This is a genomic window from Nonomuraea sp. NPDC050556, assembly GCF_044457355.1.
GTDB lineage: Bacteria > Actinomycetota > Actinomycetes > Streptosporangiales > Streptosporangiaceae > Nonomuraea.
In genome coordinates this window covers 1-12063 of record NZ_JBITGU010000004.1, presented here as the reverse complement: position 1 = coordinate 12063, position 12063 = coordinate 1, and the positions used below count along the sequence as shown (strand labels likewise).

General features: G+C 66.8%; 9 protein-coding genes and 2 tRNA genes. 8 read left to right on the top strand and 3 right to left on the bottom strand.

Translation table 11 applies throughout. The annotated features are described in order from the left end of the window. Positions 1–275: 275 nt before the first annotated feature. Positions 276–346, bottom strand: a tRNA-Gly gene (locus ACIBG8_RS37050). Positions 347–435: 89 nt separating this feature from the next. Between ACIBG8_RS37050 and ACIBG8_RS37045 the strand changes: the two genes are divergently transcribed. Next, positions 436–509, top strand: a tRNA-Pro gene (locus tag ACIBG8_RS37045). 24 nt (positions 510–533) lie between these two features. On the opposite strand, the gene ACIBG8_RS37040 is transcribed toward ACIBG8_RS37045, so the two are convergent. Continuing rightward, positions 534–1364, bottom strand: a complete 831-nt coding sequence (locus tag ACIBG8_RS37040) for a M48 family metalloprotease (RefSeq protein ID WP_397347852.1) — start codon at positions 1362–1364, stop codon at positions 534–536. Positions 1365–1425: 61 nt separating this feature from the next. Then, positions 1426–1875: an ATP-binding protein gene (locus tag ACIBG8_RS37035; RefSeq protein WP_397347851.1), complete on the bottom strand. Its 450-nt coding sequence runs from the start codon at positions 1873–1875 to the stop codon at positions 1426–1428. A 232-nt stretch (positions 1876–2107) separates the two neighbouring features. On the opposite strand from ACIBG8_RS37035, the gene ACIBG8_RS37030 reads away from it, so the two are divergent. From ACIBG8_RS37030 to ACIBG8_RS37000, 7 genes are all read left to right on the top strand, one after another. Then, entirely contained in the window at positions 2108–2974 is an 867-nt protein-coding gene (locus ACIBG8_RS37030) for a helix-turn-helix domain-containing protein (RefSeq protein ID WP_397347850.1), read from the top strand. A 151-nt stretch (positions 2975–3125) separates the two neighbouring features. Further along, on the top strand, positions 3126–4496 hold the full coding sequence (gene tig / locus ACIBG8_RS37025; protein ID WP_397347849.1) for a trigger factor: 1371 nt from the start codon (positions 3126–3128) through the stop codon (positions 4494–4496). 69 nt (positions 4497–4565) lie between these two features. Then, positions 4566–6107: a Na+/H+ antiporter gene (locus ACIBG8_RS37020; RefSeq protein ID WP_397347848.1), complete on the top strand. Its 1542-nt coding sequence runs from the start codon at positions 4566–4568 to the stop codon at positions 6105–6107. A gap of 111 nt (positions 6108–6218) precedes the next feature. Further along, positions 6219–6851 carry a ClpP family protease gene (locus ACIBG8_RS37015; RefSeq protein ID WP_397347847.1) on the top strand — a complete coding sequence of 211 codons (633 nt, stop codon included), beginning with the start codon at positions 6219–6221 and terminating at the stop codon, positions 6849–6851. Between the two features lie 11 nt (positions 6852–6862). Further along, positions 6863–7486, top strand: a complete 624-nt coding sequence (locus ACIBG8_RS37010) for an ATP-dependent Clp protease proteolytic subunit (RefSeq protein ID WP_397347846.1) — start codon at positions 6863–6865, stop codon at positions 7484–7486. 175 nt (positions 7487–7661) lie between these two features. Beyond that, a complete protein-coding gene (gene clpX / locus ACIBG8_RS37005; protein WP_397347845.1) occupies positions 7662–8945 on the top strand; it encodes an ATP-dependent Clp protease ATP-binding subunit ClpX in 1284 nt (427 codons plus the stop codon). Positions 8946–9006: 61 nt separating this feature from the next. Next, positions 9007–11580 carry a valine--tRNA ligase gene (locus ACIBG8_RS37000; RefSeq protein ID WP_397347844.1) on the top strand — a complete coding sequence of 858 codons (2574 nt, stop codon included), beginning with the start codon at positions 9007–9009 and terminating at the stop codon, positions 11578–11580. The last annotated feature ends 483 nt before the right edge of the window (positions 11581–12063 follow it).

The window sequence follows — 12063 nt, the reverse complement described above, 5'->3', positions numbered from 1 at the left end:
TCCGAGGTTCTGGGGCAATTGATCGCCGGGGAACTCCCCAGTGTCACGCGGATTCCGGCAGAGCAACAGGGCTAGAACGCATGAAGGAGACTGGAGTGCCAGGTGTCTCGTTCGAGGGTGGAGATCGTTGGGCCGATCTTCGCCGTCCGCTTACTGCTCGTGACCCTGTCCAGATGCCTCGGCTGGGGCAGATGATCCTGCGAGCTCGAAAGAAATCCCAGAAGATGCGGAAAGGCCAGGCAGCCCATGGGGCTGACCTGGCCTTTCGTCATCTGAGCGGACGACGGGAATCGAACCCGCGTAGCTAGTTTGGAAGACTAGGGCTCTACCATTGAGCTACGTCCGCGCGAGCCGGTCGAACTCTGGTCTAGACTTCATCCGGTCGTCAGGGCGTAAGCGTACCGGAGTCACGGGGCGCATGCGCAATCGACGAATCGGGGCGTGGCGCAGCTTGGTAGCGCGCCTGCTTTGGGAGCAGGAAGTCGCAGGTTCAAATCCTGTCGCCCCGACCCAACGGGCCACTCTCGCTGTCCTCAGCGAGGGTGGCCTTCCAGCAGCCGCCGCACCCGCTCGTTCACATGCGGGTGCGTGGCCATCAGGCCAGAGCCCGTACGGCAGGCCACCACGCCCAGCGCGTAAGCCCCGGCCCGCAGGTCGGTCAGCGGGATCCCCTTCGCGTCGTGCAGCTTGAGCAGCGCCGAGGCCAGCAACGCGGGCTGTCCCAGGAGCTCGGCCGCCGCCCGGTCCGCGGCCAGCTCCCGTGCCCGGTTGAGTGCGCGCAACGGCACGTGGGCCACGAAGCTGGCCACCCCGGCGAGCGCCCCGATGACCATCAGGTAGATGGTCAGCATCAGCAACGCGGGGAACAGCAGGAACAACAGCACGGGCACCCGCCGGATCGCCTGCCGCGCGTGCCGGCCGAACGCCTGCAGGAAGATCGTGAACGAGCTCGCCAGCGTCATCACCGCCACGTCGCGGTGCCGGATGTGCGCGATCTCGTGCGCCAGGACCGCGGTCAGCTCGTCCGGCGAGAGGCGCCGCCGTAACCCTTCGGTCACGATGATCGTCACCGACCGGGGGCCGCGCCCGATCGTGTACGCGTTGGGCGAAAGCGTCGGGCTGACCGCCAGCCGCGGCCTGGGCAGCCCGCTCAGCGCGCAAAGACGGTCGAGTACGGCGTGCAGTTCCGGTTCCTGGGACCGGTCGACGACCCGGGCGCCGATCGCGCGCCGCGCGGCCGCCTCGGTCCACCACCACTGGGCCAGCAGGATGGCGGCGCCGCCGGTGACGACGACTTCGACAGGTACACCGGCACGAAGAAGGACGGCCAGCACCGCGGCGTAGACGGCCGCGAGAAGCGCCATGGGAATGAGCATGCGCATGGGGGACCCCCGCAAAGGAGAAATCCCCTACCAGACTAATAAGTCAGGCTTCGGTCTGGAAGAGGGCCCAGACCGCCTTGCCGCCGTCGGCGAGCGGGTCCCAGCCCCAGCACTGGCTGTAGGTCTCCACGATGTAGAGCCCGCGCCCGTTCTCCGACACGAAGTCGGGCTCCTTGCGCCTGGGCGCCTCGTCGCTGGGGTCGGCCACGGCCAGCAGGACGTGCGGCGCCACGCGCATCAGCAGCAGCGTGATGTCCCTGTGGCCCCTGGTGTAGCGGACGGCGTTGGTCACCAGTTCCGAGACCACCAGCGCGGCGTCGTCGCTCAGCTCCGACAGTCCCCAGTCGCTGAGGGTGGTGCGGGTGATGTCCCTGGCGGCCTTGACGGAGTCGGCCTGAAAAGGGAGGGCGTGACCGTTGTTCAGGAGCCGGTCGAAGCCCACTTCCCTGGTGAGCTGCAAGCAGGCGGCAGTGGCCAGAGCATCCTCCACCATCCTGCCGGTACCTCCCGCTCACCCGTTGGGTTTAGTGCATGTTTGGCCCAATATGCACTAGGCCATCATGGGTCACGAGCGCCGGAGCTGCAAGACCCAAATGCACGTGCATGTGCAATGTGCAACCGCATGAGCGACTACGCGTCTGGGTATCCAAACCGGACACGAGGTTGAGACCTTGTCATCTGGCCGCAAGATGATGACACTGTGTGCGGACCTAAGAGGAGGCGACGTGACGCAGCATCAGCCGGGCACGGGGCCGACGGCTCTGCGTATCCTCCTGGGCTCGCAGCTCCGCCGCCTGCGCGAGACCAAGGGCGTCACGCGCGAGGAGGCCGGCCACCTCATCAGGGGGTCGGAATCCAAGATCAGCCGCATGGAGCTGGGCAGAGTCGGATTCAAGGAGCGTGACGTAGCCGACCTGCTGACGCTCTACGAGGTCATCGACGAGCAGGCCAGGGCCGCCGTCCTCGACCTCGTGGACCGGGCCAACGAGCCCGGCTGGTGGCACAGGTTCAACGACGTCCTGCCCGGCTGGTTCCAGGCCTACGTGGGCCTGGAAGAGGCCGCGGCGCGCATCAGGACGTACGAAGTGCAGTTCGTTCCCGGATTGTTGCAGACCAAGGAGTACGCCAAGGCGGTCATCACCGCCGGGTCGGCCGGCCTGGGCTCCGAGGAGATCGCCCGCCGCGTCGACCTGCGCCTGGAGCGCCAGCGGCTGCTCGACCGGCCGGACGGGCCGATCTTCTGGGCGGTCATCGACGAGGCGGCGCTGCGCCGGCCGATCGGCGGAGGCGAGGTCATGCGCGCCCAGGTCGAGCACCTCATCGACCTGATGCGCCAGCCGCGCATCACGATCCAGGTCATGCCGTTCAGCTTCGGCGGGCACAGCGCGGAGGGCGGCGCCTTCAGTATCCTGCGCTTCCCGGACAGGGAACTGCCGGACGTCGTCTACGTGGAACAGCTGGCCAGCGCCCTCTACCTGGACAAGCGCGAGGAAGTCGACCGCTACAGCGAGGTGATGGAACGGCTGTGCGCGGTGAGCACCACACCGGTGGAGACCGTCGAACTGCTGCGTACCATCGCGGAAGAGTTCTGAGGGCTGCACTTCTGCCCTAGACTGGCAGGCGGCATTGGATCCCGCCGATGCGGAGCGTGCCAGAATGCCGCCTCATGTGGGCGCGGCGCGTGAGCCGTTTCCGAAGAGACGCGCCCGCGATCACTCGAAGCTTGATCAAGGAGACCACCCCGTGAAGACCGCTGTCGAGGAGCTCAGCCCGACCCGGGTGAAGCTCACCGTCGAGGTGCCGTTCGACGAGCTGCGCCCGAGCCTGGATGCGGCATACAAGAAGGTCGCGCAGCAGGTGCGCGTCCCCGGCTTCCGCCCAGGCAAGGTCCCTGCGCGCATCATCGAGCAGCGCTTCGGCCGCGCGGTGGTGCTTGAGGAGACCCTCAACGACGCGGTGCCCAAGCTCTACAGCCAGGCCGTCGACGAGGTCGACGTCTTCCCGGTGAGCCAGCCCGACATCGAGGTCACCAAGATCGAAGACGGTGACCAGATCGAGTTCACCGCCGAGGTCGACATCCGCCCCAACTTCGACGTCCCCGACTACGCGGGCCTCGAGGTCACCGTCGACTCGGCCGAGGTCTCGGACGCCGACATCGACACCCAGCTCGACGCCCTGCGCCAGCGTTTCGCCACGCTGACCGGCGTGGAGCGGGCCGCCACCAAGACCGACTACGTGGTCATGGACCTGCGCGCCGAGATCGATGGCAACAACATCGAGGAGCAGCAGGCCAACGAGGTCTCCTACGAGGTCGGCGCAGGCTCGGTGCTCCAGGGCCTCGACGACGCGCTCGAGGGCATGTCGGCCGGCGACGAGAAGTCCTTCAAGACCGAGCTCGTCGGCGGTGAGAACGCCGGCGAGGAGGCCGACGTGATCATCACCGTCAAGTCGGTCAAGGAGAAGGTCCTCCCCGAGCTCGACGACGAGTTCGCCCAGCTGGCCAGCGAGTTCGACACGCTGGACGAGCTGAAGGACAGCATCCGCGAGCAGGCCCGCCGCAACAAGCTGGTCGACCAGGTCGTCCAGGCGCGCGAGAAGGCCCTCGAGGCGCTCCTCGGCCAGATCGACATCCCGATCCCGGACAGCGCGCTCAAGGCCGAGGTCGACGCTCGCAAGCACAACAACGAGCACCAGATCGCCGAGAGCGGCCTCAGCAAGGACGCCTTCTACCGTCTGTACCAGACGACGGAGGAGGAGCGCCTCGCCGAGTTCGACACCAACTCCGCCAAGGCCATCAAGACGGGCTTCGTGCTCGACAAGATCGTGAAGGCCGAGGAGCTGGGCGTCTCCGAGCAGGAGCTCACCAACTTCGTGGTCCGCCGCGCCATGCAGATGGGCGTCCAGCCCAACCAGCTGGCCCAGCACCTCGCCGACAACGACCAGCTCACGCTGGCCATGGTCGAGATCGTCCGCGACAAGGCCAAGACCGTCATCGGCGACGCGGCCAAGGTCGTCGACACCGAGGGCAACGAGGTCGACCTCAAGGCGATCTACACCGAGATCAACGGTGAAGAGGTCACCGAGGAGGCCGCCGAGGCCGACTCCGAGGAGTAAGCTCCCCGTAGCACAACGAAACCCCCGGCCTGCGTGCAGGCTGGGGGTTTTGTCTTTTCTGGGGGCATCGTGGGCGACGAGCTGTTCATCCTGGCGCTGGCGATCGCTGTGGCGCTCGTGGTGGCGCGCACGCTGGCCAAGCGTCTCAACGTGCCAGAGGCGATCCTGCTGGTCCTGCTGGGCATCCTGGTGAGCCTCCTGCCGGGCGTGGACGGCGTGCACGTGGACCCGGACGTCGTGCTCAACATCTTCCTGCCGCCGCTGGTCTACCGGGCGGCGTTCCTGACCGCGCCCAGGGAGACGCGCGCGGACGCCGTCCCGATCGGGATCATGGCGTTCACCCTGACCTTCGTCACGGCGCTGTGCGTGATGCTCGCCGTCGGCCTCGCCGTACCGCATCTGACCTGGGCGGCCGCGCTGGCGCTCGGGGCCGCGGTCGCGCCGACCGACCCCGTGGCCGCCACGTCGGTCATGAAGCGGCTCGGCGCGCCGCGCAGGCTGGTGACCATCCTCGAAGGCGAGAGCCTGGTCAACGACGGCGTGGCGCTCACGCTGTTCGGGCTCGCGCTCACCGCGCTCACCGTCCAGGTCACCGCGGCAGACGTGGTGATCGACCTGCTTCAGGTCGTGGCGGGAGGCATCCTGTACGGCTTCGCGCTCGCGTGGGTGATCGGCAGGGTGCGCCCGCTGATCCACGACGCCAGCGTGCAGATCGTGTTGTCGCTCGTGACCCCGTTCGTCGCCTACATCCCCGCCGAGCACATGGGGCTGTCCGGCGTCCTCGCCACCATCGTCGTCGGGTTCTACCTGGGGGTGAAGGGACAGGGCGTGTTCCAGCCCGCCTCCAGGCTGACCGCGCAGGTCTTCTGGGACGTCCTGGTCTTCCTGCTGGAGTCGACCCTGTTCGTCCTGCTCGGGCTGCAGATGACCGACGTGTTCGCCGAGGTGGCCGACCGCTCCTGGCCGAGACTCGCCGTGGCCGCACTGCTCGTGGTGGGCGTCGTCGTGCTCGTCAGGCTGTTCTGGACGCTCGTGGTCGTGCCGCTGCTGCGCTTCCGCCGCTTCGCCAGCATCGACGTGAGGCAGCGCCTGGTGATGGGCTGGGCGGGAATGCGCGGCGCGATCACCCTGGCCATCGCCCTGTCGATCCCGCTGGACGTCGAGAACCGGCCGCTGCTCATCTTCCTGGCCGCCTGCGTCGTCCTGGCCACCCTGCTGGGCCAGGCGCCGACCCTGGCGCCCCTCCTGCGGGCGCTGGGGCTGAGCGAGGGCGAGGACCTGCTCAAGGAGGAGGGTACGGCGCGCGAGGCCACCCTGGAGGCCGCTCTCGCCCGTCTGGACGCCCTCGCGGCCGACGACCGGGTGGACGAGCACACCGCCGAGGTCTACCGCCAGCTGTTCGAGCTCAGGCTCGACCGGGTGCGTGCCGTACTCGACGACTCGGAGGAGTCGCCGGCGCCCAAGGGATGGCTGCGCAAAGAGCTCATCAAAGCTCAGCGGGAGAAGCTGCACCAGCTGTACCGCAAGGGCAGGATCAGTGCGGACACGATGCGCAAACTGGGGCATGAACTGGACCTCGAGGCGGGCCGTCAGGGCCAGGGAAGTCCATGAGGCGACCTGCGCCGTCAGCGAACAGTACGCGGACCGGGCATGACCTGTGAGCCCTGCGCGTTAAGGTCACAAGCAAAGCCCATCGATGACGACTGATCGGAAGGTGACGCTGTGACCAGCCCGCCGACCTTCTATCACCCTGAGTCGCGAGGCCGTGAGAACGGCTCGTCCTTCCGGCTCGAGGACCAGCTTTACCAGCGTCTGTTGCGCGAGCGCATCATCGTGCTCGGCACGGACGTCAACGACGAGATCGCTAACCGGATCTGTGCGGAATTGCTGTTGCTCGCGGCGGACGACCCAGAGCGTGACATCTACCTGTACATCAACTCGCCGGGTGGTTCTGTCACCGCCGGCATGGCGATTTACGACATGATGGAATACGTGCCGAACGACGTGGCAACGGTTGCGATGGGCCTGGCGGCCTCCATGGGGCAGTTCCTGCTCTGCGCCGGCGCCCCTGGCAAGCGTTTCGCCCTGCCGCACGCGCGCATCATGATGCACCAGCCCTCCGGTGGCATCGGCGGCACCGCCGCCGACATCGCCATCCAGGCTGAGCAGATGCTCTACGTCAAGAAGACCCTGGCCGAGCGGATCGCCTTCCACACCGGCCAGCCGCTCGACCAGATCGAGCAGGACTCCGACCGCGACCGTTGGTTCACGGCCGACGAAGCCAAGGACTACGGCTTCATCGACCAGGTCGTGCGCAACGCGCGCCAGGTGTCCTCTCAGGGCCCAGTCTCCTAGGGGGAGTTGAAGTGAACATCGAGAGCCGCTACGTTCTCCCCTCCTTCGTCGAGCGCACGTCCTACGGCGTGAAGGAGATGAACCCGTACAACAAGCTCTTCGAGGACCGCATCATCTTCCTCGGAGTGCAGATCGACGACGCCTCGGCCAACGACGTCATGGCGCAGTTGCTGACGCTGGAGTCGCTCGATCCCGACCGGGACATCAGCATCTACATCAACTCGCCCGGCGGGTCCTTCACGGCCATGACGGCGATCTACGACACGATGCAGTTCGTCAGGCCGGAAATCCAGACCGTCTGCCTCGGCCAGGCCGCTTCAGCGGCGGCCGTGCTGCTGGCAGGTGGCACGCCAGGCAAGCGCTTCGCGCTTCCGAACGCGCGCATCCTCATCCACCAGCCCTCCACCGAGGGCGGCGGCCAGGGAAGCGACATCGAGATTCAGGCCCGTGAGATCCTGCGCATGCGATCCCTCCTGGAGGAGATCGTGGCCAAGCACACGGGCAAGCCCGCAGTCGAGATCCGCAAGGACATCGAACGCGACAAGATTCTCACTTCGGATGAAGCGAAGGCGTATGGTCTGATCGACGACATCATCCCGTCGCGGAAAAAGCGAGCTCAGGCCGTGGCTTCCTGACGAGATGGCGCCGCGCCGGAACGGTGCCCAATTGGGCACCTTCCGGTGCGACTCGCCGCCAGGGGGCTCACTGAGGGCCCAGAAGACGGTAACGTCGAAACCTGAGCGGTTCGGACCGGGTCCGGAGGATACGGATCGCGGGAGCAGGGCGGTCCCACGCAAAGGAGTATCTGGGGTGGCACGCATCGGCGACGGGGGAGACCTGCTGAAGTGCTCTTTCTGCGGGAAGAGCCAGAAGCAAGTCAAGAAGCTCATCGCCGGACCTGGCGTCTACATCTGCGATGAGTGCATCGATCTCTGCAACGAGATCATCGAGGAGGAGCTCTCCGAGTCCTCCGAGCTCAAGTGGGACAATCTGCCCAAGCCGAGGGAAATCTTCGAGTTCCTCGATGGCTATGTCATCGGCCAGGACAACGCCAAGAAGGCGCTGTCGGTGGCGGTTTACAACCACTACAAGCGGGTGCAGTCAGGCGACCGCGGCAGGGACGACGGCCTCGAGCTGTCCAAGTCCAACATCCTGCTGCTAGGTCCCACGGGTTCCGGCAAGACGCTGCTGGCGCAGACGTTGGCCAAGATGCTCAACGTCCCGTTCGCCATCGCGGACGCCACGGCGCTGACCGAGGCGGGTTACGTCGGCGAGGACGTCGAGAACATCCTTCTCAAGCTGATCCAGGCCGCTGACTACGACGTCAAGAAGGCCGAGACCGGCATCATCTACATCGACGAGGTCGACAAGATCGCCCGCAAGAGCGAGAACCCGTCGATCACGCGCGACGTCTCCGGCGAGGGTGTGCAGCAGGCGCTGCTGAAGATACTGGAGGGCACCACGGCCTCCGTGCCTCCGCAGGGCGGCCGCAAGCACCCGCACCAGGAGTTCATCCAGATCGACACCACCAACGTGCTGTTCATCTGTGGTGGCGCCTTCGCGGGGCTCGAGAAGATCATCGAGTCGCGGGTGGGTAGGAAGGGCATCGGCTTCAACGCGATCATCAGGTCCAAGGAAGAGGTCGACGCGATCGACATCTTCGGCGACGTGATGCCGGAGGACCTGCTGAAGTTCGGCATGATTCCCGAGTTCGTCGGCCGCCTTCCGGTGATCACCTCGGTGCACAACCTCGACCGTGAGGCGCTCATCCAGATCCTCACCGAGCCGAAGAACGCGCTGGTGAAGCAGTACCGCAAGCTCTTCGAGCTCGACGGGGTGGAGCTGGAGTTCACCGACGACGCGCTCGAGGCCATCGCCGACCAGGCGATCCTGCGCGGCACCGGCGCCCGCGGCCTGCGCGCGATCCTGGAGGAGGTGCTCCTCTCGGTGATGTACGAAGTGCCGTCCCGCCAGGACGTCGCCCGGGTGGTCATCACCCGCGAGTCCGTCCTGGAGCACGCGATCCCGACGCTGGTCCCGCGCGACCAGCTGGCGGCCAAGCAGCAGCGCACGCCGCGCGAGAAGTCCGCCTGATCTCTCGCGTCAAGGCCCCGGACACATATCGTGTCCGGGGCCTTTCGCTTGGGCTCTAAACTTGGTCACTGTGACAACGCCAGAGCTGCCTACCCAGTACACGCCCGCCGACGTCGAGACCCGGAGCTACGAGCGCTGGGTATCCGAAGGCTACTTCGGCGCCGATCCGGGCAGCTCGCGCGAGCCGTACAGCATCGTCCTGCCCCCGCCCAACGTGACCGGCGTCCTGCACATCGGGCACGCGCTCGACCACTCCATCCAGGACGCGCTGAGTCGCCGGGCCCGCATGCAGGGCAAGGAGACGTTGTGGCTGCCCGGCATGGACCACGCGGGCATCGCCACCCAGAACGTCGTCGAGCGCAAGCTCGGCACCGAGGGCCTGTCCCGGCACGACCTCGGGCGTGAGGCCTTCGTGGAGAAGGTCTGGGAGTGGAAGGAAGAGTCCGGCGGCAAGATCCTCGGCCAGATGCGCAAGCTCGGCGACGGCGTCGACTGGTCGCGCGAGCGGTTCACCATGGACGAGGGCCTGTCCAGGGCCGTTCAGACGATCTTCAAGAAGCTCTTCGACGACGGGCTCATCTACCGCGCCGAGCGCATCATCAACTGGTGCGTGCGCTGCCACACCGCGCTGTCCGACATCGAGGTCGAGCACAGCGAGGACGAGGGCGAGCTCGTCTCCATCCGCTACTCCGACGAGATCGTCGTGGCCACGACGCGCGCGGAGACGATGCTCGGCGACACGGCCGTCGCCGTCCATCCGTCCGACGAGCGCTATGCGCATCTGATCGGGACCTCGGTGGTTCTGCCGCTCACCGGGCGGTCCATCCCGATCGTGGGTGACGAGCACGTCGATCCCGCCTTCGGCACGGGTTGCGTCAAGGTGACCCCCGCGCACGACCCCAACGACTTCGAGATCGGGCGCCGGCACGGCCTGCCGTCCCTGACGGTCATGGACGAGCGTGGCGTGATCACCGCGCACGGGCCCTTCGAGGGGCTCGACCGGTTCGAGGCGCGCCCCGCCGTGGTGGCCGCGTTGCGCGCCGAGGGCAGGATCGTCGCCGAGAAGCGGCCCTACCTGCACTCGGTCGGGCACTGCTCGCGGTGCAAGACCGTGGTCGAGCCGCGGCTGTCGCTGCAGTGGTTCGTCAACGTCTCGCCGCTGGCCAAGGAGGCCGGCGACGCCGTCCGCGACGGGCGCACCCGCATCCACCCGCCGGAGCTGGCCAAGCGCTACTTCGACTGGGTCGACGACATGCACGACTGGTGCATCTCCCGGCAACTCTGGTGGGGTCACCGCATTCCGGTCTGGTACGGCCCAGCCGGTGAGGTCGTGTGCGTCGGCCCTGACGAGGAGCCGCCCGCCGGGTACGTCCAGGATCCCGACGTGCTCGACACCTGGTTCTCGTCGGCGCTGTGGCCCTTCTCGACGCTGGGCTGGCCCGACCGCACGCCGGAGCTGTCGCGCTTCTACCCGACCTCGGTGCTGGTCACCGGCTACGACATCCTGTTCTTCTGGGTCGCCAGGATGATGATGTTCGGGTTGTACGCGATGGACGGCGAGCCGCCGTTCCGCACGGTCGCCCTGCACGGCATGGTCCGCGACCAGTACGGCAAGAAGATGTCGAAGTCGTTCGGCAACGTCGTCGACCCGCTCGACTGGATCGAGCGGTTCGGCGCTGACGCCACCCGGTTCACCCTGCTGCGCGGCGCCAACCCCGGCGCGGACGTCGCGGTGAGCGAGGAGTGGGCCGGCGGGTCGCGCAACTTCTGCAACAAGATCTGGAACGCCACGCGCTTCGCGCTGATGAACGGCGCTCAGGTGGGGGATCTGCCGTCGGAGCTGACGGCTTCCGACCGGTGGATCCTGTCGCGGCTGCAGACGGTCATCGCCTCGACGGACGCGGCGCTGGAGGAGTTCGAGTTCGCCAAGGCGTCCGACCTGCTCTACCACTTCGCGTGGGACGAGGTCTGCGACTGGTATCTCGAGCTCGCCAAGATCCAGCTGTCCGAGGGGCTCGACCACACCAGGCTCGTCCTCGGCCACGTCTTCGACGCGTTGCTGCGGCTGCTGCATCCGCTGGTGCCGTTCGTCACCGAGGAGCTGTGGCGCGCGGTCACCGGCGGGGAGTCGATCGTGGTCGCGCCGTGGCCGGTGGTCGACAAACGTTACGAGGATCCGGCCGCTGAGGCCGAGGTCCTGGCGGTGCAGGACCTCGTGACCGAGGTCCGCAGGTTCCGCTCCGACCAGGGGCTCAAGCCGGGCCAGAAGGTCGCGGCCCGTCTCGGTCTGTCGGGTACGGCTCTCGCCGCGCACGAGTCGGCGATCAGGTCGTTGCTGCGGCTCGACGCGGCGGGGGAGACGTTCAACGCCACGGCGCGGTTGGTGGTCGCCGGGGTCGAGGTGGAGATCGACACGGCCGGCACGATCGACGTGGCGGCCGAGCGGAAGCGGCTGGAGAAGGATCTGGCTGTGGCGCAGAAGGAGGCCGCCCAGGTGGCGGCGAAGCTGGGCAACGAGCAGTTCATGTCCAAGGCGCCGGACGACGTGGTGGCCAAGGTCCGGGGGAGGGCTGACCAGGCGGCTGCCGACATCGCCCGCCTGGAGGCGCAGATCGCGGCGCTGCCCGCTGCCTGACAGAGCTCGTCGAACCGCCCGCACCGTGCTCGGTGTGGGCGGTTTGTCGTTTTCTGGGGAAGGGGTTTGGGGAACACGCAGAGAGGGAAAACCCTTTCGTTACTGAAGTTGGGCGTTGCATCCCGGATGGGCTGCTACTCTTTTCAACGCAGGGCAGCAAGGGCCTGGAGAGCTTCGACTGGAGCACTCGGACGGGCTGCTAGGCTCTGTACATCCCACTGACTGACCCCGATCTTCGGGTGCGTGTCCGCACGATTGGACACGGGCCGGAGGTCAGAGTAAGTTAGACGGGTTGCCCGAATTATGCAGGAACGAGCGATTTGACAAGGATCGCCCGGATCTGATAAGATTCGAAAGACGAAATGTGCGCCTCTCGCAGTACCGGGGAGTACGCGTCCGTTTCTTGAGAACTCAACAGTGTGTTAAAAGCCAGTGCATGATGCACAACCCCGTCATGTATATGACGGATTCCTTTGGTTGGAA